We start from the raw sequence: 23,191 nt of genomic DNA, 5'->3' as shown, positions 1-23,191 counted from the left end.
GTCGCTCGGGGCCGGGCCTTCGGCGGCGCTCACAGCAGGCCCCGTGCCGCGAGGTTGCGCATCAGCGCGGTGATCCCGAACTCCCACGGCGGCGCGCTCTCGCTGGTGGTGACGGTGTTCACCAGGGCGCCCAGCCGGGGGCTGGAGATCCGGACCACGTCACCGCGCTCGTGGGTGAAGCCCTCGCCCGGCACCGAGCGGTCCTCCGTGGGCGCGAAGAGGGTCCCGGTGAAGAGCACGAAGCCGTCCGGGTGCTGGTGGTGGGGACCGTGCACGGAGGCCACCAGGTCGAGCACGTCCCGGCTGATCTCCCGCATCGAGCTGAGGCCCTGGAGGACGAACCCGTCCGGTCCCTCGACCCGCAGCTCGATGTCGAGCCCCCGGACGTCGTCGAGGGTGAAGCCGTCGTCGAGGAGGCGGAGGAAGGGGCCTATGGCACAGGACGCGTTGTTGTCCTTGGCGCGGGGCAGCAGCAGCGCGCTGCGGCCCTCGACGTCGCGGAGGTTGACGTCGTTGCCGAGGGTGGCGCCGCGCACCCGGCCCCTGGAGTCCACGGCGAGGACGGCCTCGGGCTCCGGGTTGTTCCACACGGACGAGGCCAGGATGCCGATGTCGGCGCCGGTGCCGACCGCGGAGAGCACGGGCGCCTTGGTGAAGACCTCGGGGTCGGGGCCGATGCCGACCTCCAGGTACTGCGACCAGAGCCCCTCGGATATCAGCAGCTCCTTGGCCCTCGCGGCCTCCGGGGAGCCGGGCGTGACGTGGGCGAGGGCGCCTCCGACGGCCTTCGCGACGAGCTCCCGCACCCGCTCGGCGCCCGCCGGGTCGCCGCCGGTGCGCTCCTCGATGACCCGCTCCAGCATGCTGCGCGCGAAGGTGACACCGGCCGCCTTGAGGAGCTGGAGGTCGACGGGGGCGAGCAGGTGGGGCACGTCGCGGCGGCCCTCGGCCGTGGCGGCCAGCAGCTCTCCCAGCCGCCAGGTCCTGCCGCCCTCGGCGCGGCGCACCAGCTCGGCCGCGTCGTCGCGCTCGAGCAGGTCAGAGACGGTGGGGGCGAGCGCGGTCAGGTCGACGACCTCCTCGCCGCGCACGGCGGCCACGCACGGTCCGCCCCACTCCGGCTCCTGCACGCGGGCGACGAGGGCGGCACCGTCCGCGTCCTCGGGGAGCACAGAGCCGGGTGACAGAGCGTTCGGGTCCACCATTCCTCCTGCTGCGTGGTGCGGGTGACGGGTCGCGGCCGTGCCGGTGGGCGTTTCCGGCCGGAGTCCTCCTCATGAGATCACGACGGCGGCTCCGCTCCCAGAGTGCCTGCACTCGTACCTTGTTTAACAGTCAAATAACGTGCCCTCGTGACTTCCGTGTCCTGTTCCGGCCACCGAGAGTAGAAGCAGTTCACGACGCTGCCGTCGTCACGACGGGAAGATGGGACAGGCGCATGTCCGATGAGCAGCACGGCGGTCGACCCCTGACAGCAGCGGAGTGGGCCACGAGGGCCACCATCCGGCTGCGCCGCCGCGGCCCCGGACGGGCGCCGGCTCGCTGAGGGCCCGTCCGCATCCTGCGCGTCGCCCCCCACCGATTCTTCAGGATGGGAATCATTCATGCCTATTGCAGAAGCCGCCATGCAGCAGTTCTCCGTTGTGCTGCTGGTGGATTCAGAGGTGCTCCGCCGGGGTCTGAATTCGCTACTCGCCCAGATCCCCCAGGTCACCTCGGTGACGGAGTGGCCCGAGGACTGGTCCGGCCACGTGAAGGCGGAGGCACGCATCGTCCTGGCGACCCCTCAGCAGTGGAGGCGGTGTGCCGAGGAGGGGCTGTTCGACACCGACCGGGACAGGCCGTTCGTCCTGCTGGTCGGCGACGACGTACGCAGCCGGGAGATCTCGCTGCACGGGGACCTGCCGTGCGACGGTGTCATCTCCCTGGCCGACGCCACCGCCCGGTCGATCGAGACCGCCCTGCACCGGGTGGTCGCCGGCGAGATCCCCATGCCCGCGCGGCTGGCCCGGGAGTTGCTGGCCTCCAGCCGTGGCAAGGTGCACCGCTCGGCCGCGGGCCTGTCGGTCGCGTTCACGGCGCGGAAGAAGGAGACGCTGGGTCTGCTGGCCCAGGGATTCAGCAACAAGCAGATAGCGAAGGCGCTCGGGATCTCCTCGCACGGTGTGAAGCGCCTGGTGGGTGCGGTCCTGCTGAAGCTGGGCGCCCCCAACAGAACCACCGCCGTCATCATGGCGATCAACGAAGGCATCGTATGAGCGCCTCCCGGGCACCGGCGGGCAATCCGGTGCCCCGGTCCTGATCAGGTGCCCCGGTCCTGATCGGATGCCCAGGTCATCCGGGGGCGCGGGACCCGTCGCGAGCGGATCGCGCCGGCGAGGCCCCGCCGGGATGGCCGACACCGTTCCCGTGTCAGGGGACGGTCGACGACGAGTGGAGGAGAACCGAGTGAACGCCTTCGACGATGCGGATGCCGAGTTCCAGGTGCTGATCAACGACGAGGGCCAGCACTCCCTGTGGCCGCTCTCCGTGGAGGCACCCGGGGGGTGGCGCGTCGTGCGCGAGCGCGACAGCCGTGCCGCGTGCCTGGCCTACATCGAGGAGCACTGGACGGACATCCGGCCCCGGAGCACGATCACGGCGACGAAGAGCTGACCCGCTCCGCCGCACGGGTGGCCCTGGCGGACACCGTGTGACGGGCGGAGACAGCCGGTCGCGGCGCCTCGCTGCGGTGCGTGGCGCCCCGCATCCGGCCCTGACCGAGGCCCCACGGATCCCTACCCGAAAGTGCAGGTACTTGGACCGCCCGTGGGCTACTACCCGTGCCACGGCGCCGTCCAGATCCTGTAATGGGCGCATGCCTATTCCAGGAGGCAACCTTGATATCCCTTGCCGCGGTTTCGGCCTATCTGCCTTCCCATAGCGAGTCCGTGGTCGAATATCTCAACCGATTCGGGCTCAGCGAGCGGGAAATAAAAATTCACAAACAGTACTACGGCTTCCGAACGGTCCACAGCGACCCGGATATCGGCATGGCGGGGCAGCTCGTCGCCGCCGGGAGGTCGTTGCCGGAACTGCGGGGGCAGGGGCACCTGGTCCGCTACGTCGTGCAGGCCCGGACCATGCCCGTGGCCGCCCCCTACTCCCTCAACCCGCTGCATGAGGCACGCGAGGCTCTGGGGCTCTCCCACGCGCAGACGTTCGCCCTCAACCAGCAGGCCTGCGCCTCGGCGCTCGTCTCCGTGGAGCTCGCCGGCCGGATGCTCGCCGAGGACGGCGACCCGGACGCCCTCGCCCTCGTCCTCGTCGGCGAGAAGACGTTCACCGACGACGCGCTGGTGCTGGGCGTCACCGCGGTCATGGGCGAGGGCGCACGACGGTGACGTCCACCGCGACGGTCCCGGCATGTCGCCATCGGTGTCCGCCGCTGCCGCGACCGCACCGAGGATCCCCTCCCACGTACCGTCCACCCCCGACCCGATCACGTGTTTGCCGGCGGTCCGGAACGGGGAGTTCCGCGAGCAGGGCCCGTGAGAGCGAGCAGATACGGTATCTCCCGGCGATGGCCCCACCGTCCGGCGGTACTCCGACGAGATCCTGGGAGAGACGTGAACGACCAGCATCCACGGCACCCCGCCCGCCCCGCGAACGGCCCCGCCCTATGACGCACTCCACCGAGCCCGAGACCCCCCGGGTGCACTGGGCCAAGCACCCGGTTCCCGGCACCGGCGCGCACGCCGCCCACCTCACCCTGGCCAACCCCCGCCAGCGCAACGCCCTCACGCTGCGGATGTACGACGAGCTGGAGAGCGCCTGCGAGGAGATCGACGCCGACGACGAGGTGCGGCTCACGGTGGTGCGGGGCGCCGGCGAGGCCGCGTTCGCCGCGGGCACCGACATCCGCGAGTTCCGGGCCGTCACCTCGGGGGAAGACGGTGTGGCCTACGAGCACCGCGTCGGCCGCGCGGTGGGCCGCCTGGCCGGCCTGCGGATGCCCGCGGTGGCCGTGGTCCAGGGGCCGGCGGTGGGCGCGGGACTCGTCGTCGCCGCCTCCTGCGACCTGGTGGTGTGCACCCCGGACGCGGTGTTCGGTGCCCCGATCGGACGCTCCCTCGGCAACTGCCTGTCGCCGACCGCCATCGCCCGGCTGTACGCGGGCCTCGGCCGGGCGCGGACGCTGCGCGCCCTGCTCACCGCCCGGCTGATCCCGGCCGCGGAGGCGCACGAGGCGGGCTTCGTCACGGAGGTGGTCGAGCCCGGCCGCCTCGACGACCGGGTCGGCGAACTGGCCGCGGATATCGCCCGCTGCGCCCCGCTGACGCTGGCGGCGATCAAGGAGGCCGACCGGCGCGTGCTGGCCGCGGCCGACCCCGGCCACGGCGACGACCTGTACGAGATGTGCTACGGCAGCCGGGACTTCCACGAGGGCGTCACCGCGTTCCTCGGCAAGCGCGCCCCGCGGTGGCAGGGAAGATAGCCGCTCCGAGCGGCGCCGGCGGACCGGTGCCCGGCCGGCGCTCTGCCGACCCGCAGCGGCAGGCCCGCCGCGCGGGCGCGAGAGCGATGTGCTCGCCGCCGCCTCGGGCCGGACCTGCCTGAGCTGCCTGAGCTGCCTGAGCTGCCTGAGCTGCCTGGGGCCTACATGCTCCTGATCTTCATGTAGCGCACCAGGTCGGGCGCGCTGCACGCCATGGCCGCCAACGTGGTCGCCGCGAGAGCGACCACCATGACGCGGACGGCCCTCGGCGGGATGCGGATGCCGTACTTCATGCGATTCACCTCCTTACCCTGTGGGGGTGGGGCCTTGCGGTGCGCGCCGTGTGCCCTGTGGGACGGGCTCGGCACGGGCCGCGGGGGCGGGCAGGCCGTCCAGGGCCGCCCGCGGGTCCCGCAGCAGGACTCCGGTCACGCGGTCGAGCAGCGCCACCGCCTCGCCGACCGCCGCCCGGACCGGCTCGCTGAGGCCGACGGTGACGTCCGGTTCGTCGCCGCGCACCCGCACCAGGGGCTCGCAACCGAGCACCACGACACGGGGCAGGGGCGTGCACGAGTCCCCCGCGAGACGGCCGGCGAGCGCGAGGACCCGGACCGGGTCCATGCCGTGCGCCTCCGGCGCGGCACCGGCCGCCGGGTCCTCGTCCGGGCCGGCGTCCGGCTCGATCAGGTACAGCGTGCCGGGGCGCCCGCCGCGCGGTGCGGCGTCCACGAGGACGACGGCGTCGTAGCCGTCCAGGAGCCGGTAGGCCAGGTCCAGGCCGCGGATGCCGAAGTCCGCCGCCTGCACCCCGGGCGGCAGCCCCTCGGGGTTCGTGCCCAGCGCGGTGATGACCTCGGGGCCGAACGCGTCGTCGGCGAGGAACACGTTGCCGATCCCGGCCACCAGCAGACGCGTGGGGCGCTCGTCCGGCGGTCCCGCGGGCTCGACCTCCTCGGGTGCGAAGAAGAACCGGTGCCCGAGGCCCGTGGTGAAGTGGCGGCCCTCGTCCGCCTCCAGGGTCACGGCGAGATGGGTGCGGCCCTCCTTGTCCTCCTCGACGGCGTCGACCTCCGCAAGCCGGCCGGTCAGCGCCGAGTCCAGGACGTCGCCCCGCGCGCGGGGACGCAGCCGCACCCGGCTGCCGCGGGTCAGCGGGACACCGTCCACGGTCACGGACCGCGCCGGCCGCTCCCCGGCGTCGGTGCGCCCGGCGGGGGGCTGTGCGCTGCGTGGGGTCATCGTTCCTCCCGGCGGTGTCCCGCCGCCGTGGTGCGGTGCGTTCGACGGGCCGTCATGCGCTTTCTCCCACCGGGCCGAAGCCGCGGATCGTGCCGTGCAGCGCCATCAGATCGTCGGGGGCCAGGCCCGCGCAGCGGTCCAGGATCTCCCGGGCCCGCGGATCGGTGGCGCGGGCCTCGCGCTGCTCCTCGGGGGTGAGGCTGAGCACGTTGAGGATGAGCAGGTGGTCGATCTCCCCGCCGTCGAAGAGGTCGCCGGGGCTCTCCGGGGCGACACCGGGGAAGTCGTAGAGCGTGACCGGCGAGGAGAGCACGGTCGCGGCCCGGTGCGGGTCGTGGCCCGGAGCGCCGGGCGCCTCGCCCACGAGGACCGGCCAGGTGCCCTCGTTGCGGCAGCCGGCCGCCGCCTCGCGCAGCGTCTTGGGCGGGTCGATCAGGGAGGCGAAGGCGGCGCCGCGGGCGGTGAGCACGGTGTGCGTGGAGAGAAGCGCGTACGGGGCGAGCAGGTCGCGGCCGTCCCGCTGCTCGGCCCCGGGCGGCGGAGGGCAGTCGGTGGTGTTCTCGACGGTCACGCAGATCCGGCTCGTGTGCTCGGACAGCGGTACCGCGGACAGCTCGATACGGGCGGTGAGGGGCCGCCAGCTCCGCACCAGCAGCCCGGACTGGCGGCCCCCGGCGTCGTACAGGGGCTCCTCCTCGGAGCCGGCCGGGACCGTCATGGTGTGCCGCCGGCCGGGACCGGTCAGCCAGGGCGAGAGCTTCCAGGTCCGCTCGGTCGCCTCCTGCCAGGTGAGGTAGGTGGTGTCGCCGACGGTCAGCCGGTCCACCGCCTCCCTCCCGTCGGCCGGGTCCGGGCCGCACCGGTACACCTGGCGGTGCACCACGTGCAGGAACCTCACCTGCACGCGGACGGAGGCTCCCGGTCCGGTCTCCAGCGGCACTTCGGTGCGCATCAGGGACGGCTCGCCGAGCTCCCGTGCCACGTCCCGCGGGTAGACGCCGCCGAAGGTCCAGCGCTTGGCGTTCTTCAGGGCGGACCTGCGGTAGGGCCAGAGCAGGTAGCCCTCGTAGAGGCAGGTTCGGGCGATCTTCTCCACCGCGGCTAGCGTGTCCATGCCGCCTCCTCGATCTCGGCGGATGCGGCGGCCGCGTCGAGCAGGGCGGCCACGCCCCGGTCGGCGTCCAGCAGGCCGTGCGCCGCCCCGTAGGCGTCGAGCCGCTCGGCGGTCCGTCCGCCCAGCCGCAGCCACCGCCCGGGGCCGTAGTAGCGCTCCGTCAGGCCGTGCCAGAGCGCGGCGGGCAGCCGGCAGGTGGCTTCCGTGTCCCAGGGGATCCGGGCGGTGGCCAGCCGGCCGGCCCCGTCGGCGTGGAAGACCGTGCCGGTGAACAGCAGCTCCAGCGGTACGTCGGCGTCGTGCACGGCACGGAAGTAGGTGCGCACGGCCTGCTCGGTGTCGCCGGTGCAGGGCACCGGCAGGTCGACCTGGGTCCGCTCGTCGAACGCCGGGACGACGGTGGTGAGCTGGGCCCACGTCAGCGGGCGCATGCTCGTGGCCCACTGCTCGGGCTGCCCGAAGAGCGGGGCGAGGGCTGCCCGGTCGGCGTGCTCGTGCGGGCCCCGGGCGGCGTCGATGCGGATCGCGGTGGTGAGCAGCACGGAGCGCACCGGGCCGCCGCCGGTGCGGGTGAGGGCCAGCCGCAGCGCGAGTGTCGGCACGGCGGCGTGCTCGAGCGGCCGGACACCGGTGACCGCGAACGCCAGGTGCGGGATGTCGGGGCGGGCCCCGGCCGCGGCGGCGCGCGCGTCCGGGGCCCCGGGCCCGCGCTCGGCGGGCCCGGGGCCGGACGTGGTGGGCTGCGGTGCCGTCATGCGGGCGAGAGGTTGGGCATGCCGGGCAGGATGGGGTTCCTGGAGCGCGCGTTGATGCCGGTGGACCGGCGGGCGGTGGAGCGGTTCCGGCGGTGGCCGGGCTGGTGCTTGAAGAGCCCCGCGTGGTTGCCCTGCCGGACGCCGGGGGTGTGCGCCGGGACGTCGACGGCGACGTCCGGCTCTCCGACCCTGATGTCAGTCATGGCCTTTCCCTTCTCCTTCGAGTCCCCTTCGGACCGTGCCGGGGGCGCGGTCGTCCGGTACGGACGGGTCGAGGCCCGCCAGGAAGCGCCGCACGTGCTCCTGCGCCTCCGCTCCCCCGGTGAACCCCTTCCACTGCGTGCGCAGCACGGCGACCAGCCGGTAGCAGTCGTCGAGGGGCACGATCCAGTGCTCGCGCCGGTCCCTTGAGCGGTCGACGAGCAGTGCCTCGGTGCCCGGCGCGAGCGTGGCCAACACCGGGTGGCGGGCGGTGACGCGGGCCCAGGTCTCCGGGTCGACGGCGGACCGGGTGACGCCGAGCGGGCCCGGGTGGCCGACCGTCGCCCCTTGTCCGGGCGGCACGGCGGGCACGAAGAAGGCGAGGGAGACGGGCACGCGCAGGGCGGCCCAGCCGAGGTCGTCCACGGCCGTGTCCGGGAGCCGCAGGCGGCGCCGGGGGATCAGCCGGTAGCGCGGCCCGTGCACCACCCGGCCGCTGGTGCGACCGCCGCTCCCGGCGGGCTCCCGCTCGGTCGTGCCGTCGACGGCACGGTCCGTTGGAGCGGCGGCGGGCACCGGCGCCGGTTCGCCGACGGCGCGCCCCGCCGGCACGTGCTCCTCCGTGCGCGCCGACGCGTCCTCCACCGTGAAGAGCAGGGCGCAGGCCTGGCACGCGCACAGGATCGCGTCGGCCGCCGGGTCCAGAAGGTGGCGGTGCTCGGCCGGCACCTCCTGGGCGCACACGTCGCAGCGCTCCTGCGCCGGGGGCGGGTCCGGGAGCGGCCGGCGGGCGAGGTCGCGCAGGGCCGGAGCGGCGAGCCGTGCGGGTGGCGTCACCGCGCACCGCCGCCCAGGGCCGCCGGGCGCAGCAGTGCCTCCACGGGGATCAGCGTCTCGGTGGTGCGGGACGCCGGTGTGTCCTCGGACAGTTCCACCCGCTCGACCTCCGGGGCGGCCCAGGCGATCGCCGCCTCCACCTGCTCCCGCGTCCCGTCGGTCGTGGAACCGCAGCCGCCCGAACCGCACCCCGAGGCGCGCACCCGCACCCGGGCGGTGGTGCCGTCCAGCTCGGCGAGTTCGGCGCCGGGGTGGCCCGGCAGGTCGGCGAGCGCGCGGCGGATCCGGGTGGCGGGCGGGTCGGGGTGCAGCTCGTGCACCAGGAGCAGGTGGCCGACGAGTTCGTCGGCGGCGAGTGCGCGGGCGGTGTCCTCGCCGGTGTGCCGCAGCATGCGCTCCAGGCAGGCGCCGTAGAGCGTGACCAGGGCGTGCACGGCGTCCAGGGCCCGGGAGCGGGTGGCGAGGTCCGGCAGGTCGTGCAGAGCTGAGAGCAGGGCCTCGGTGCGCGCCACATGGGTGCGCAGCTCGCCGTCGTCGAGGGACATGGGGTGCCCTCCCTCAGGCCAGGGTGCCGAGCGTGGGACTGTGGCTCTGGGTGACGGTCTTCCCGCCGCCGAGGTACATGTGCACGCCGCACGGCAGGCAGGGGTCGAAGCTCCGGACCGTGCGCATGATGTCGATGCCCTTGAAGTTCTCCCGCCCGTTCTCCTCGAAGATCGTCATGCCCTGCACGGCGTCCTCGTAGGGTCCCGGGGTCCCGTAGCTGTCGCGGGGGCTGGCGTTCCAGGGGGTGGGCGGGTACGGGTGGTAGTTGGCGATCTTGCGGTCGCGGATGACGAGGTGGTGCGAGAGGACGCCGCGCACGGCCTCGTGGAAGCCGACGCCGATGGCCTCCTTGGGCACCTTGAAGTCCTCGAAGACCTTGGTGCGCCCGGCGCGCACCTCGGCCAGGGCGCGCTCCACGAAGTAGAGGGCCATGCCGGCGGCGTAGGCCACGAAGTACATCCGGGCGCGGTTGCGCTCCAGCGTGTTGGGGAACGGCGGCGGGGTCCACTTAAGGCGCACCTCGGGGCTGGACGGCGTCTTCGGCAGGTCGATCTCGACGCTGTGCCCGGTGGAGCGCACGTAGGGGGTGCGGACCTTGTTGGACAGCGCCGTCGACCACAGGCGGGCGATGGGGCCGCCGCCGGTGTCGAGGGCGAGATGGTCGCCGCTGCGCCGGTCGTACCAGCGGGGGCTCATCACCCAGCTGTACTTGCCGCCGTCCAGGTCGCGCTTCTGCGGCTTGGGGACGGTGGTCTGGTTCCAGGGGTGGCGCTTGTCGACGGGGTTGCCCAGCGGGTCCTTGTCGACGTAGGTCTCCTCGGCCGTCCAGTCGTCGTAGTAGGAGCTGCCGAGCAGGATGCGCATGCCCAGGTTGATGTCGACGAGGTCGTTGGTGACGATCTCGTTGTCGACGATGATGCCCGGGGTGACGAACATCGCCTTGCCCCAGTCGTTCATGTTCCGGTAGTCGTAGTCGACCACGTCCGGGTCCTGGAACGTGCCCCAGCAGGCCAGCATGGTGCGGCGGCGGCCCACCTGGTCGTAGCCGGGCAGCGCCTCGTACCAGAAGTCGAAGACGTCGTCGTTCATGGCGACGGCGCGCTTGATGAAGTCCATCGCGCGCATCAGGCGCACCAGGTAGTCCGTGAAGACCTGCGGGGTGGCGACCGTGCCCACGCCGCCCGGGTAGAGCGTGGACGGGTGCACGTGCCGGCCCTCCATCAGGCAGCACATCTCCCGGGTGAGCCGGCTCAGCTGGAGGGCCTCCTTGTAGGTCTGGCCCTCGAAGGGGTTGAAGGAGCGCAGGATGTCGGCGATGGTCTTGAACCCGTGCTGGTCGCCGCGCGGGGCCGCGGTGCGCTCGGCCTGTTCGAGGACGCCGGGGTTGGTCTCCCTGACCATCCGCTCGCAGTAGTCGACGAAGACCAGGTTGTCCTGGAAGATCGTGTGGTCGAACATGAACTCTGCGGCCTCGCCGAGGTTGACGATCCACTCGGCGAGCGGCGGGGGCTTGACGCCGTAGGCCATCTGCTGCGCGTACAGCGAGCAGGTGGCGTGGTTGTCACCGCAGATGCCGCAGATGCGGCTGGTGATGAAGTGGGCGTCGCGCGGGTCCTTGCCCTTCATGAAGACGCTGTAGCCGCGGAAGAGGGACGAGGTGCTGCGGCACTCCACGACCTCCCGGGCCGGGAAATCGATCTTGGTGTAGATGCCGAGGTTGCCGATGATCCGGGTGATGGGATCGAACGCAACGTCGGTCAGATCACGGTCGCCGAGGTCGGGCTGCTTGGCCGCGTGGGTGTTCTGGGCGGTCGCCACTTGGTGGTTCCTCTCGCGGATGGCCTTGCGGTTCTGCGGGGCGGGGGTTCAGGGGCGCCGCCCGGGGCGGGGGCGCAGGCGTGCCGCGAAGACGGCCGGCGGGTGGCGAGGGTCAGTCGCGTCCCGTCCAGCGCGGCTGGTATCCGCTGGTGAGCACGGGCTCCCGGTGGCGCCACCTGGGTTCCTTGTTCACGGTGGCGTTGGTGACCGAGCGCAGGGTGCGGATGAAGGGCCCGTAGATGCCCATCAGTCCGGAGGACACGGTGCCGCCGGGCGGCTCGTCCATGAACGGCATGAACTTGTCGGGGAATCCGGGCATGGTGCAGCCGATGCAGATGCCGCCGACGTTGGGGCAGCCGCCGAGGCCGTCCATCCAGCCGCGCTTGGTGACGTTGCAGTTGACCACCGGGCCCCAGCAGCCCACCTTCACCTGGCACTTGGGCGAGTTGTAGTCCTTGGCGAAGTCGCCCTGCTCGTAGTACGCGGCGCGGTCGCAGCCCTCGTGGACGGTCTTGCCGAACAGCCAGGTCGGGCGGAGCTGGTCGTCGAGCGGGATGGTGGGAGCGAGGCCGGCCGCCTGGTGCAGCACCCACAGCAGGGTCTCGGTGAAGTTGTCCGGCTGGACGGGGCAGCCGGGCACGTTGATGATCGGCAGGTCGCCGGCGGAGCGGAAGTCCCAGCCGAGGTAGTCCGCGAGGCCCATGCATCCGGTGGGGTTGCCCGCCATGGCGTGGATGCCGCCGTAGGTGGCGCAGGTCCCGATCGCGACGACCGCCCACGCCTTGGGCGCGAGCATGTCGATCCACCGGTTGAGGGTCATGGGCTCGCCGGTCTCGGGGTCGTTGCCCATCGCCGACCAGTAGCCCTCGCCGTTGATCTCCTCGTTCGGGATGGAGCCCTCGACGACGAGGACGAACGGGCCCAGATTGCCCTCGGCCGCCCGGCGGAACGGGGTGAGGAAGTCCTCGCCCGTCTCGTAGGCGAGGACCTTGTTGTGCAGGTGGACCTTGGGCAGGCCGGGGACGGCGCCGAGCAGGACGTCCTCCAGGCTGGGCAGGGTGGCGGCGGTCACGGAGACGGTGTCGCCGTCGCAGCTCATGCCCTCGGAGGTCCAGAGGATGTGCACTTCGTCCAGGCCGGGGGCCGGCGTGGCGGGTTCGGTCGACGTGGCTTCTTCGGTCTGCATGAGGCGTCCCTTCCGCTGCCACCGGGTCCCGGCCGGCGGGTCACGATGCGTTGCACATCGCTAGATCTCACATACCACCTATATCCCTACAAGATGGACCTCGGCTGCTCGTGCCCCCCGGATGGCGCAACGGCGGCACGGCCCCGCCGGGGCCCCGGCGGGGCCTCCTTGCGGACGAACGCGCGGCGCAGGGCGTGGTAGGGGGCGGAGGGGTCGTAGATGACGCGGCGCATCATGGCCAGTTCCTCGTTCCGGTACGTCACGAGCGGTTTGATGGCCTCGTCGCGCGCCCTGGTCTTCTTCTTGTCGGTGATGCGCTGGTGGGTGCGGGGGTCGTCGGCCAGTTCGGCGGCGCGGGTGGCGACCTGGGCCGCGAACGCGCTCGGCGTGCTGAGAAGGACCTGGTCCACCAGGCCGAGACGGCGCGCGGCGGTGGCGCTGACCGGCTGGGTGTCGCGGGTGAGGTTCTCGGTGGTCTCCGGGCCCACGCGGCGCGGCAGGGTGTAGGTCCAGTACTCGGAGCCGGGCAGGCCCATCAGCTTGTAGTGCGGGTTGAGCACCGTGCCGGACCTGCACCACACCTCGTCGGCGGCGAGGGCGAGCATCACGCCGCCGGCGGCCGCGTTGCCGGGCAGCGCGGCGACGACCAGCCGGTCGGTGGTGGTGAGCACGGCCTCCACCACGTCGTTCATGGCCTGCACGTTGGCCCACGACGCGTCCGCCGGATTGCCCGCGGCCTCGATGACGCCGAGGTGGATGCCGTTGGAGAAGAAGTCCCGGGCGCCGCCGAGCACCAGCACCCGGGTGGGCCGGGTGCAGGCGAACCGGTAGGCGGCGAGCAGCCTGCGGCACTGCACGGTGCTCATGGCGCCGCCGGGGAAGGCGAACCTGACGAAGCCGACGCCGCGGTCCTCGTGGTAGCGGATCTCGCTGAAGGTGCGGCGGCTCGGGGGCATCTCCAGCGGCGCCGGCACCTCCGGCAGCGGCGGCAGCCTGTCGTCCAGCGCCAGGGTGGCGGGCAGCCGGAAGGTGGCGGGGCCGCCGGGCACGCGGCGGGGCCTGAGCTGCGGGATCCACACCGCACCGTCCGCCGTGGCCCGGCAGATCGCCTGCGCGCGGGTGGCCAGCAGGGTGCCGGGCCGGCCGCGCAGCTGGTCCTCCGGGTGGCCGCCGTGCAGGTACCACTCCTCGCCCAGCAGCTCGGTGAGGACGCCCGGCCGCGAGTCGGCGGCACGCAGGGCGCGCAGCACCGAGGCGGTGCTGTCCTCCTTCCAGTCGATGCGGCGCCTGGACTGGCCGAGGGCGGAACGGGTGCGCACCTGAAGGTCCTGCTGCGGGCGCGGCCGGTAGGAGCCGGAGGAGAACCGGCCCACGGCGAGCATCACCGCCTCCAGCGCCGCGTCGGCCACCTCCCCGCGGTAGATGTCGCTCTTGGCCGCCGCCGGCATCGGGAAGGAGGCGGATGCCCAGATGTCTCCGGCGTCGAAGTCGCCGTTCGCCTGGAGCACCGTGACGCCCCACGCGGCCTGCCCCTCCTGGATCGCCCAGTCGAGCGAGGAGGGTCCCCGGTCGCCGGGTGGCCCCGGGTGCACGATCAGGCAGGTGCGGCGGGACCAGACGTCCTCGGGAACGGCGATCCGCAGCATCGGGGCGATGATCAGTTTCGGGTCGTACCGGTCGGCCGCGACCCGGATGGCGCCGGCGTCGTGCACCACGGCGTGGGAGACGGTGTGTCCCCGGTCGCGCAGCTCGGCGTGGACCCGCTGGGTCAGGCTGTTGAACGCGCTTGCGATGAGCAGGATCCGCACCACGACCTCCTGGTGACGTGTGCCGCGTCGGGTTCGGTGTGTACCGGGGCGCCCGCCTGGGCGGCCCCCGGTCGCCCGGCGGGCGGGGCGGCGCCGGGTGGCACCGGTACCACCGCGGCGCACGGAGGGCCGCGGACACCGGGCCGGCCCGCGGCGGTGCGGGCGCGACACAGGGATCGTGCCGTGTGATGAGCCGACTTCCGGTGCGGCCCGGCCGATACGGGAGGCCAGTTGCGCCGGACGGGGGAACACACGCGCGCACCGTGGCGTGCACGCCACTGCGGTGCGCTCGCCGTTCCTAGAGTGAGCGGACGCGGCGCCGCGGAGAGGGACGGGCGCCGTGGAGTGACACGTCGCCGCCCCGCCTGCGCCGGCCGGCGGGTCTCGCGGTGTCGGGCGGTCCCGTGCGACCTCCGGCGGGCCCGCACGGCGGCGCCGGTGAGGCCGTACGGCGACGCCGGCGGGCCGTACCACACACCTCAAGATGCTGCATTCTCTCCATCCCGGCGGGAGCGACGAGCACCATGCACGAGTTGTCGATCGCCACGGCCCTCGTCGATCGGGCCGAGGAGGTGGCGCGGCGGCACGGCGACCGGGCCGTGACGGCGGTGCGGATCAGGGTCGGCGAGCTGGCGGGCGTGGTCCCGGACGCGCTGCGGTTCTCGTTCGGCCTGGCGGCTGCGGGCACGGCGGCCGCCGCTGCGGTGCTGCACGTCGAGGACGTCCGGGCGCGGGCGCGCTGCGAGCCGTGCGACACCACGTTCGCGGTGGGCACTCCCCCGTTCCTGTGGTGCCCACGGTGCGAGCTGCCCGCCTCGGGCGTGGTGAGCGGCCGGGAGCTGGAGATCACCGCCGTCGAACTGGAGCAAGGAGCCCCCTGATGTGCCGAGTCGTCGATGTCCGGCAGGCGGTACTCGCCGAGAACGACACCCTGGCCGCCGCCCTGCGCGCCGATCTCGCCGCCCGCGGAACGGTCCTGGTCAACCTGATGTCGAGCCCCGGCAGCGGCAAGACCGCGCTGCTGGAGTGCCTGCTGCGGCGCTGCACCGAGCGCGGTGCGACGGTCGCCGCGCTCACCGCCGACCTCGCCACGGAGAACGACGCCAAGCGCCTCGCCCGTGCCGGGGCCCCGGTCAAGCAGGTGCTGACCGGCGGGCTGTGCCACCTGGAGTGCGCGCAGTTGCGGGCACATCTCGACGGCTGGCTCCCGGCCGGCACTCAGGTGCTGTTCGTGGAGAACGTCGGCAACCTCGTCTGCCCGGCCGCCTACGACCTCGGTGAGAACCTGCGGGTGGCACTGATGTCGGTCACGGAGGGCGAGGACAAGCCCCTCAAGTACCCGTCCGCCTTCGGCCTCGCCCACCTGGTGGTGCTCGCCAAGACGGACCTGCTGGCCGCGGCCGAGTTCGACACCGCCGCGTTCGAGCGCAACGTCGCGGCCGTCAACCCCGGGGTGGAGATCGTCAGGACGTCGGCCCGCCGCGGCGAGGGGATCGCAGCGCTCGCGGACCGGGTGATGGCGGTGTGCCGGGGCGCGACGCCCCATCAGCCGCTGCTCGCGGAGCGGCACCTGAGCGAGTTCGGGCACGAGCACGGGCACGGGCAGCACGGGGACGGGCGCGAGGACGGGGGCGTGGGCCGCCAGGACGGCCACCTGGACCACGGGCACGGAGACCACGGGCACGAGTATGTCGACGGGCCGGAGCACGGGCACCGCGAGCAGGGTCCCGGCACCACGGGCGCGCCGGCCGGCCCGCGGCGGGCCGAGACCGCGGAGGTCCGGTAGCCGTGGGGCCCTCGCCGGTGTCCGCCCGGGAGCCGGAAGCCGACCCCGAGCCGGCGGACGCTCCCGAGCCGGCGGACGCCCGCGATCTGGCGGACACCGACGAGCCCGGTACCGGCACGGATCCCACCGTCGCCCCGGAGCCCAGGGCCGACCCGGAACCCACGGCCGCCCCGGAGTCCACAGCCGCCTCGGAGTCCACAGCCGCCCCACGGCCGGAGGCGGCCGGTGCGCCGGGGCACGGCTCCAGCGCCGAGCCGCCGGACACCGATGGGCGGATCCGGATGCGGCTCACCATCAGCGGGGTGGTGCAGGGGGTGGGCTTCAGGCCCTTCGTACACGGCCTGGCGGGCAGCCTGGGACTCGGTGGCCATGTCACCAACCACGCCGGCGGCGTGGTGACCGAGGTGGAGGGCGCGCCCGAACGGGTCCGGGCGTTCTGCGAACGGGTGCGGTCGGACGCGCCGCCGCTCGCCTCCGTCACCGCGGTGACCCGTCACGCGCTGCCGCCGCGCGGCGGCGCCCCCGACTTCGCCATCCTGCCGTCCATGCGGGGCAGGGGGCGGACGATGGTCCCGCCCGACGCCGCCGTGTGCGAGGCCTGCGCGGCGGAACTGGCCGACCCCGCCGACCGCAGGTACCGCCACCCGTTCGTGACGTGCACCCACTGCGGCCCGCGCTTCACCATCGTCACCGCACTGCCTTACGACCGCCCGGCCACCACCATGGGGTGCTTCCCGCTCTGCGAGAGGTGTGCCGCCGAGTACGCGGACCCGGGCGACCGCCGCTTCCACGCCCAGCCGGTGTCCTGCCGCGACTGCGGCCCGCGGCTGAACCTGAGCACCGCGGACGGCGGCGGACGCCTGGAAGGCGATGCGGCGCTGGCGCGTGCCAGGGAGTTGCTCGCGCGGGGAGCGGTGCTGGCGGTGAAGGGCATCGGCGGCTACCACCTGGTGTGCAGCGCGGTCGACGAGGCGGCGGTGGCCAGGTTGCGGTCGCGCAAGGAACGCGGCGGCAAGCCGTTCGCCGTGATGGCCGCCGACCTGGCCGCGGCCCGCGCGCTCGCCCCCGTCGGCGAGGCCGAGGCACGGGAGCTGACGAGCAGACGGCGGCCCGTGGTGCTGCTGCGCCGGGCTCCGGAGCCGGGCGCCGATGCGTCCGCAGGCGGGACCGGCCGTCCGGTCCTCGCCGCGAGCGTCTGTCCCGGCAGCCCGGACATCGGCGTGATGCTCCCCTACGCGCCGCTGCACCACCTGCTCTTCGGCCTGCCCGGCGACCCGCCCGGGCCCCGCGTGCTCGTGATGACCAGCGCCAACCGCTCCGGGGAGCCGATCGTCACGGACGACGTGGAGGCACTGACCCGGCTGGCCGGCATCGCCGACGCCTGGCTCCGGCACGACCGCGGCATCAGGACCCCGTGCGACGACTCGGTGCTGCGGGTGCGGGCCGACGGCACGGTCCTGCCGGTGCGCCGGTCGCGGGGGTTCGTGCCCGAGCCGGTGCCGCTGCCGTTCGACGTGCCGCCGTCGCTGGCGGTCGGCGGGGACCTGAAGAACGCGTTCTGCCTGGCCGAGGGCCGTTCGGCGTGGCTCTCCCAGCACATCGGCGACCTGGCGGACCCGGCCGCGGTCCGGACGCTGGAGCAGGCCCTCGGCCACCTCGCCACCCTCACCGGCGTCCGCCCCGAGCTGCTGGCCGTCGACCGCCACCCCGCCTACCACTCGGGCCGCTGGGCGCGCCGCACCGCCCGCGGCCGCCCCCTGTACCCGGTGCAGCACCACCACGCGCACATCGCCTCGGCGATGGCCGACGCGGGCCTCGACGGGGACTCGCCCGTCATCGGCGTGGCGTTCGACGGGACGGGATACGGAGACGACGGCGCGGTGTGGGGCGGGGAGATCATGCTCGCCGACTACGCCGGCTACCGGCGGCTGACCCGGCTGGCCTACGTCCCGCTGCCCGGCGGGGACGCCGCGGTGCGCCGCCCGTACCGGATGGCCCTGTCGCACCTGCGCGCGGCCGGCGTCGACTGGTCCCCGGGTCTGCCGTGCGTGGCGGCCTGCCCGGTCGGCGAGCGGCAGGTGCTGCGGCGCCAGCTGGAGCGCGGCATCGCCTGCGTGCCGACCTCCAGCATGGGCCGGCTGTTCGACGCCGTCTCGTCGCTGCTCGGGATCTGCCACCGCGCGGGCCACGAGGCGCAGGCGGCCGTCGAACTGGAGGCGTGCGCCGTCCCCGAGATGGACCGGTGCGGCCGTGGCCCCGCGTTCGGGCACACCGAGGACGGGCTGCTGGACCCGGCGCCCGTGCTGCGCGGGCTCGCCGACGGCCTGTGCGCCGGCATCCCGGCGGGCGTCCTCGCCGGGCGCTTCCACCACGCCGTCGCCGACGCGGTGGCCGCGGCCTGCCGGGCCGCCCGGCAGGCCACCGACGTCGCCACCGTCGCGCTGACCGGCGGGGTGTTCGCCAACGCCCTGCTGGAGGAGGCGTGCACCCGCCGGCTGCGGGCCGAACGGTTCACCGTGCTGCGGCACCGGACCGTGCCCTGCGGGGACGGCGGCCTGGCGCTCGGACAACTCCTGGTCGCGGCACGGCGGCACCGCACGCCCGGCGCCACCGCGGTCGTTCACCACCCCACACAGCACGCCACACCCCGAGGAGGAGATGCCCATGTGCCTGGCAGTGCCCGGCAAAGTGGTGGCCACTGAGGAACGGGACGGCACACCCATGGCGAAGGTCGACTTCGGCGGTGTGGTCAAGGACGTGTGCCTGGCCTACCTGCCTGACATCAAGGTCGGCGACTACGCCATCGTCCATGTCGGCTTCGCCCTCCAGCGCCTGGACGAGGAGTCGGCGCTCGCGACCCTCGAACTCTTCAGCCGCATCGGTGCGCTGGAGGAGGAGTTCGGCGACGCCTGGCAGCGCGCCGCGGACGAGGCGGGGGCGCCTGCTCCCACGGCGGTGGATCCGGCGGGCTCGCCGGATGTACCCGCGCCTGCCCCCGCCGCACCGTCCGCGGCCGGCCGGCCCGGCCTCGTACCGGAACGGGAGGACGCACGATGAAGTACATCGAGGAGTTCCACGACCCCGGACTCGCGGCGGGGCTGCTGGACGACATCCGGGCCACCGTCACCCGGCCGTGGGCGCTGATGGAGGTGTGCGGCGGCCAGACCCACTCGATCATCCGCCACGGCATCGACCAGCTCCTGCCGGACGGCCTGGAGCTGATCCACGGCCCGGGGTGCCCGGTGTGCGTGACACCGCTGGAGATGATCGACAAGGCGCTGGCGATCGCGTCCCGGCCGGAGGTCGTCTTCTGCTCCTTCGGCGACATGCTGCGCGTGCCCGGCACGGACCGGGACCTGTTCCGGGTCAAGAGCGCGGGCGGGGACGTGCGGGTGGTGTACTCGCCGCTGGACGCGGTGGAGATCGCCCGGCGCACCCCGGACCGCGAGGTGGTGTTCTTCGGCATCGGGTTCGAGACCACCGCACCCGCCAACGTGATGGCGGTGCACCAGGCCCGGCGGCTCGGGCTGCGCAACTTCAGCATGCTCGTCTCGCACGTGCGCGTGCCTCCCGCGATGGAGGCGATCATGCGCTCGCCCGAGTGCCGGGTGCAGGGCTTCCTCGCGGCGGGTCACGTGTGCAGCGTGATGGGTCTGACCGAGTATCCGCCGCTGGCGCAGCGGTACCGGGTGCCGATCGTCGTCACCGGCTTCGAGCCGCTGGACATCCTGGAGGGCATCCGGCGCGCCGTCCACCAGCTGGAGCGGGGCGAGCACCGGGTGGAGAACGCCTATCCGCGTGCGGTGCGCGACGAGGGCAACCCGGCGGCGCTCGCCATGCTGGCGGAGGTGTTCGTGCCGGCCGACCGGGCCTGGCGGGGCATCGGCAGGATCCCGGACAGCGGCTGGAGCCTGGCGCCGGCCTGGCGGTCGTTCGACGCGGAGCACCGCTTCCAGGTCGGCGGGATCACGACCGAGGAGCCCGAGGTGTGCCGCAGCGGCGACGTCCTCCAGGGGCTGCTCAAGCCCCACGAGTGCGAAGCGTTCGGCACCCTGTGCACCCCGCGCACCCCGCTCGGCGCCACCATGGTCTCCAGCGAGGGCGCCTGTGCCGCGTACTACCACTACCGGCGGCTTCAGCCGGCCGGCACCACCGCACGCGCCGCGCAGGCCGCGGCCGGCACCGAGGAGGCGACCCCCGTTGGCTGACACCGTGCTCGACCCGAGCGCCTGGACGTGCCCGGCGCCGCTGCGCGACCAGGGCGTCGTCGTGATGGGCCACGGCGGGGGCGGCGCCCTGTCCGCTGAGTTGATGGAGCACCTGTTCGCGCCGGCCTACGGCAACGACGTGCTCGCGGACCTCACCGACTCGGCGGCCGTGGAACTGGGCGGCGCCCGGATCGCGATGTCCACCGACTCGTACGTCGTACGGCCGCTGTTCTTCCCGGGCGGCTGCATCGGCGACCTCGCGGTGAACGGGACCGTCAACGACCTGGCGATGTCCGGAGCGCGTGCGGCCTTCCTGTCGTGCGCGTTCATCCTGGAGGAGGGCACGGAGCTGGCGGTGGTGGGGCGGATCGCGGACGCCATCGGCGCCGCGGCGCGGGCGGCGGGCGTCACCGTCGTCACCGGCGACACGAAGGTGGTGGACTCCGGGCACGGTGACGGCGTCTACGTCACCACCTCCGGCATCGGGCTGATCCCGCGGGGCGTCGACATCCGCCCGCAGCGCGCGGTTCCCGGCGATGTCGTCCTGGTCAGCGGGCCCGTCGGGATGCACGGCATCGCCATCCTGAGCGTCCGCGAGGGCCTGGAGTTCGGCGCCGACGTCACCAGCGACACGGCTCCGCTCGGCGGACTGGTCAGCAGCATGCTGGAGGTCGCGACCGACCTGCACGCACTGCGCGACCCGACCCGCGGCGGGCTCGCCACCACCCTCAACGAGATCGCCACCGCCTCCGGCACCGGCATCCTCATCGACGAGCACCGGGTCCCCGTGCCGGAAGCGGTGGCCGGCGCCTGCGGGTTCCTGGGGCTCGATCCGCTGTACGTGGCGAACGAGGGGCGCCTGGTCGCCTGCGTGCCGGCCGACGACGCGGACGCCGTGCTGACCGCGATGCGCGCCCACCCGTGCGGGGCGGGCGCGACGGTCATCGGCACGTGTGTGGCGGAGCACCCGGGCGGCGTGCTGGCCCGGTCCCGGTTCGGCGGCACGCGGGTGGTGGATCTGCCGGTGGGTGAGCAGTTGCCGCGGATCTGCTGAGCGCCCCGTTCGGGGCGCGAAGACCCGACACCGCAACCATCCGTCGGCCGGCGGTCCGGACACGACCGGACCAGCCCCTTCCGGCCGGCGGCGGACTGACGCGTTGGTCGTGGCTCGTCGCGCAGTTCCCCGCGCCCCCTATCAAGCGCTACCGCCCCCTCCGGTCGGCGGCGGACTGACGCGTTGGTCGTGGCTCGTCGCGCAGCTCCCCGCGCCCCTATCGAGCGCCACCGCGCCCCCCGTCAGGGCGCTGCCGCGCCGCCCCGCACCGGTCGCTCAGCGCACCGTGGGGATGCCGTGTTCCGCGAGTGGCCCCACGCGCAGGGCCTCGGTGCGGCAGTGGTCGATCAGTTCCGGCAGCATCGCCAGGGTGACCCGCCAGGTGCCGGGGGCCGCGGTGCGGTCCGTGTCGTGGAGGAGGATCGTGCCGCCGCCTCGCAGGTCGCGCCGTACGGTGGTCAGGACGGACTGGGCGGTGGCGTCCGCCTTCCAGTCCCGGCCCCAGGCCGACCAGAGTACCGGCCGCAGGCCGCAGTGGTGCGCGGCGGACCAGCGGCCGCCGGTGAGGATGCCGTACGGCGGGCGGTACCAGCGCGGTTCCGTCTCCGCGACCTGCCGTACGACGTGCTGGGCGCGCGACAGCTCGCGGACGTCGCGGACCGGGGTGGGCAGCCAGGGGCGGCCGTGCGACCAGCCGTGCACGGCGAGCTCGTGGCCCCGGCGGGCGATCTCGCGGGTCAGCTCCGGGTGTTGCCGTACGGCCTCGCCGAGCATGAAGAAGGTGGCGCGCACGCACAGCCGGTCCAGGGTGTCCAGGAAGTACGGGGTGCTGTCCGGGTCGGGTCCGTCGTCGAAGGTCAGGGCCACATGGTCGCGGTCGCCGAGTCCGCTGAGCGCGGGCGACACCGCCCGGCGCACCGCCGGCAGCCAGGTGGCCGCGGGGCCGATGTGCGCTGCCAGGGCGAGCGCGGGCACGGCGGGCAGCACGGAGAGCGCAGCCGGCCGCCCCATGGTCCGTCGCCCGGTTCGCCGCCCCGGCCGTCCGGTGTCTCGAAGACCCGCCTGCCCGCCCGGCCACCGCCCGGAAGCCGGCCCGAGGCGCCCGGCGGACCCGGGTCCCGCGGCGGGCCGCCGCGCGGTCACCGCCGCCACCTGCGCCACCATCCGCCGCGCCGGGGGCGGCGGCGCCGGGTGGGCTGCGGGCGCAGGCGGGCGCGCAGCCGCACGTGAAGCCCGCGCCGGGGGCCGCGGGAGATCGCCCGGGCGCCGCCCTGTACGGTGTCCCACTCCCCGTGGACCGCCGGGGAGCGTGCGAGGCCCGTGGTGCCGGCGGCGATCAGGAGGGCGCCCAGGACGCCGGCCAGCGGGCGGTCGCCGAGGGCGATCCGTTCGCCGAACAGCGCCCAGCCGAGGATGACGCTCACGAGGGCGTCTCCCAGGGTGAGCGCGGGCTGCGAGGCGGCCAGGGTGCCGGCCCGCAGCGTGCTCTGCAGGACGAGGAAGCTGAGCAGGCCCACCGCGCCGGTGGCGTACAGGTATCCGCTGGCGAACACGGCCGAGGCGCCGTCCGGGATACGCCCGGTGACCTCCTTGATCAGCGCGGCCGTGCAGGCGAACCCGACGGCGGTGACGGCGCCGAGCACGGTGGCACGGGGAGTGCCGCGCACCGTGTTGGCGAGGATGGTGAGCCCGGCCACCGCGACGGCCAGGCCGGCGCCCACCGGCAGCCAGTGGCTCGCGTCGGAGGTCGCGTCGCCGCCGCTCGGTGACGCCCCGAACATGAAGAGCCCGAGGCCCACGGCGAGCATCAGGAACGACAGCCAGGTCAGGACGCCCGGCCGGTGCCGGAAGACGAGGCTGCCGAGGAGCAGCGTGAACAGCAGCTCGCTGGCGAGCAGCGGCTGGACCACGGAGAGCTCGCCGACGGTCAGCGCGCCGGCCTGGAACGCGGCGGCGAGCACCATGGCCCCGAAACCCGCAAGCCAGTACCTGCGCCGCAGCAGCGCCAGCAACTCGTGCACCAGTCGCCGCGCGCGCGTGCCGCTGAAGGGGTGGTGTGCGTCCTCGTCCTTCTGCTCCACCGCGGCGCGTCGCTGGAGTACGGACGCGGCGCCGTTGCCCACGGCCGCTAGCAGCGCAAGGGCACCCGTGAGCGCGTCCAC

At 74.0% G+C, this 23,191-nt stretch carries 23 protein-coding genes; 10 read left to right on the top strand and 13 right to left on the bottom strand.

What is annotated here, in order from left to right:
* Nucleotides 1–29: 29 nt before the first annotated feature.
* A complete protein-coding gene (locus tag Sm713_RS39510) occupies nt 30–1,205 on the bottom strand; it encodes a fumarylacetoacetate hydrolase family protein (protein WP_212914734.1) in 1,176 nt (391 codons plus the stop codon).
* A gap of 399 nt (nt 1,206–1,604) precedes the next feature.
* Between Sm713_RS39510 and Sm713_RS39505 the strand changes: the two genes are divergently transcribed.
* The 4 genes from Sm713_RS39505 to Sm713_RS39490 all read left to right on the top strand — a co-directional run bounded on the left by Sm713_RS39505 (nt 1,605) and on the right by Sm713_RS39490 (nt 4,477).
* Nucleotides 1,605–2,258, top strand: coding sequence for a LuxR C-terminal-related transcriptional regulator (locus Sm713_RS39505; RefSeq protein ID WP_212914733.1), 654 nt, complete (start codon nt 1,605–1,607; stop codon nt 2,256–2,258).
* A gap of 190 nt (nt 2,259–2,448) precedes the next feature.
* On the top strand, nt 2,449–2,655 hold the full coding sequence (locus tag Sm713_RS39500) for an MbtH family protein (RefSeq protein WP_249416969.1): 207 nt from the start codon (nt 2,449–2,451) through the stop codon (nt 2,653–2,655).
* A gap of 275 nt (nt 2,656–2,930) precedes the next feature.
* Complete coding sequence (locus tag Sm713_RS39495) at nt 2,931–3,383, top strand: hypothetical protein (protein WP_212914731.1); 453 nt, start codon at nt 2,931–2,933, stop codon at nt 3,381–3,383.
* Nucleotides 3,384–3,661: 278 nt separating this feature from the next.
* A complete protein-coding gene (locus tag Sm713_RS39490; RefSeq protein ID WP_212914730.1) occupies nt 3,662–4,477 on the top strand; it encodes an enoyl-CoA hydratase in 816 nt (271 codons plus the stop codon).
* Nucleotides 4,478–4,638: 161 nt separating this feature from the next.
* On the opposite strand, the gene Sm713_RS41365 is transcribed toward Sm713_RS39490, so the two are convergent.
* The 10 genes from Sm713_RS41365 to Sm713_RS39445 all read right to left on the bottom strand — a co-directional run bounded on the left by Sm713_RS41365 (nt 4,639) and on the right by Sm713_RS39445 (nt 13,981).
* On the bottom strand, nt 4,639–4,770 hold the full coding sequence (locus tag Sm713_RS41365; protein WP_283249850.1) for a hypothetical protein: 132 nt from the start codon (nt 4,768–4,770) through the stop codon (nt 4,639–4,641).
* Between the two features lie 13 nt (nt 4,771–4,783).
* On the bottom strand, nt 4,784–5,716 hold the full coding sequence (locus Sm713_RS41560; protein ID WP_212914729.1) for a hydrogenase maturation protease: 933 nt from the start codon (nt 5,714–5,716) through the stop codon (nt 4,784–4,786).
* Nucleotides 5,717–5,768: 52 nt separating this feature from the next.
* On the bottom strand, nt 5,769–6,830 hold the full coding sequence (locus Sm713_RS39480) for a hypothetical protein (RefSeq protein WP_212914728.1): 1,062 nt from the start codon (nt 6,828–6,830) through the stop codon (nt 5,769–5,771).
* Nucleotides 6,818–7,585: a DUF6084 family protein gene (locus Sm713_RS39475; protein ID WP_212914727.1), complete on the bottom strand. Its 768-nt coding sequence runs from the start codon at nt 7,583–7,585 to the stop codon at nt 6,818–6,820. Before Sm713_RS39475 ends, Sm713_RS39480 begins: the two co-directional genes overlap by 13 nt.
* Nucleotides 7,582–7,788: a hypothetical protein gene (locus Sm713_RS39470; protein ID WP_212914726.1), complete on the bottom strand. Its 207-nt coding sequence runs from the start codon at nt 7,786–7,788 to the stop codon at nt 7,582–7,584. Before Sm713_RS39470 ends, Sm713_RS39475 begins: the two co-directional genes overlap by 4 nt.
* Complete coding sequence (locus tag Sm713_RS39465; protein ID WP_212914725.1) at nt 7,781–8,623, bottom strand: DUF5947 family protein; 843 nt, start codon at nt 8,621–8,623, stop codon at nt 7,781–7,783. Before Sm713_RS39465 ends, Sm713_RS39470 begins: the two co-directional genes overlap by 8 nt.
* Complete coding sequence (locus Sm713_RS39460) at nt 8,620–9,168, bottom strand: NifU family protein (RefSeq protein ID WP_212914724.1); 549 nt, start codon at nt 9,166–9,168, stop codon at nt 8,620–8,622. The genes Sm713_RS39465 and Sm713_RS39460 overlap by 4 nt, the downstream gene beginning before the upstream one ends.
* 13 nt (nt 9,169–9,181) lie before the next feature.
* Nucleotides 9,182–10,930, bottom strand: coding sequence for a nickel-dependent hydrogenase large subunit (locus Sm713_RS39455; RefSeq protein WP_212915145.1), 1,749 nt, complete (start codon nt 10,928–10,930; stop codon nt 9,182–9,184).
* 169 nt (nt 10,931–11,099) lie between these two features.
* On the bottom strand, nt 11,100–12,173 hold the full coding sequence (locus tag Sm713_RS39450) for a hydrogenase expression protein HypE (protein WP_212914723.1): 1,074 nt from the start codon (nt 12,171–12,173) through the stop codon (nt 11,100–11,102).
* An 86-nt stretch (nt 12,174–12,259) separates the two neighbouring features.
* Nucleotides 12,260–13,981, bottom strand: a complete 1,722-nt coding sequence (locus tag Sm713_RS39445; RefSeq protein WP_212914722.1) for a hydrogenase maturation protein — start codon at nt 13,979–13,981, stop codon at nt 12,260–12,262.
* Nucleotides 13,982–14,505: 524 nt separating this feature from the next.
* Here Sm713_RS39445 and Sm713_RS39440 point away from each other — a divergent pair.
* From Sm713_RS39440 to hypE, 6 genes are all read left to right on the top strand, one after another.
* Nucleotides 14,506–14,862 (top strand): hydrogenase maturation nickel metallochaperone HypA, encoded by a 357-nt coding sequence (locus tag Sm713_RS39440; protein WP_212914721.1) that lies wholly within the window; start codon nt 14,506–14,508, stop codon nt 14,860–14,862.
* Nucleotides 14,862–15,767, top strand: coding sequence for a hydrogenase nickel incorporation protein HypB (gene hypB / locus Sm713_RS39435; RefSeq protein ID WP_212914720.1), 906 nt, complete (start codon nt 14,862–14,864; stop codon nt 15,765–15,767). The genes Sm713_RS39440 and hypB overlap by 1 nt, the downstream gene beginning before the upstream one ends.
* Nucleotides 15,768–16,048: 281 nt before the next feature.
* Nucleotides 16,049–18,469 (top strand): carbamoyltransferase HypF, encoded by a 2,421-nt coding sequence (gene hypF, locus Sm713_RS39430; protein WP_212915144.1) that lies wholly within the window; start codon nt 16,049–16,051, stop codon nt 18,467–18,469.
* Nucleotides 18,432–18,824 (top strand): HypC/HybG/HupF family hydrogenase formation chaperone, encoded by a 393-nt coding sequence (locus Sm713_RS39425; protein ID WP_212914719.1) that lies wholly within the window; start codon nt 18,432–18,434, stop codon nt 18,822–18,824. Before hypF ends, Sm713_RS39425 begins: the two co-directional genes overlap by 38 nt.
* A complete protein-coding gene (gene hypD, locus Sm713_RS39420; RefSeq protein ID WP_212914718.1) occupies nt 18,821–19,975 on the top strand; it encodes a hydrogenase formation protein HypD in 1,155 nt (384 codons plus the stop codon). The genes Sm713_RS39425 and hypD overlap by 4 nt, the downstream gene beginning before the upstream one ends.
* Complete coding sequence (gene hypE / locus Sm713_RS39415) at nt 19,968–21,029, top strand: hydrogenase expression/formation protein HypE (protein WP_374196121.1); 1,062 nt, start codon at nt 19,968–19,970, stop codon at nt 21,027–21,029. The genes hypD and hypE overlap by 8 nt, the downstream gene beginning before the upstream one ends.
* A gap of 276 nt (nt 21,030–21,305) precedes the next feature.
* Here the strand turns inward: hypE and Sm713_RS39410 are convergent, their stop codons facing one another.
* Both Sm713_RS39410 and Sm713_RS39405 read right to left on the bottom strand, forming a co-directional pair.
* Nucleotides 21,306–22,040: a polysaccharide deacetylase family protein gene (locus Sm713_RS39410; protein WP_212914717.1), complete on the bottom strand. Its 735-nt coding sequence runs from the start codon at nt 22,038–22,040 to the stop codon at nt 21,306–21,308.
* Between the two features lie 128 nt (nt 22,041–22,168).
* Entirely contained in the window at nt 22,169–23,191 is a 1,023-nt protein-coding gene (locus tag Sm713_RS39405; RefSeq protein WP_212914716.1) for a DMT family transporter, read from the bottom strand.

The organism is Streptomyces sp. TS71-3 (genome assembly GCF_018327685.1).
In the GTDB taxonomy this organism is placed as follows: domain Bacteria; phylum Actinomycetota; class Actinomycetes; order Streptomycetales; family Streptomycetaceae; genus Streptomyces.
Note: the sequence above shows the minus strand (reverse complement) of the source record. Positions and strands in the feature narration are given on the sequence as shown.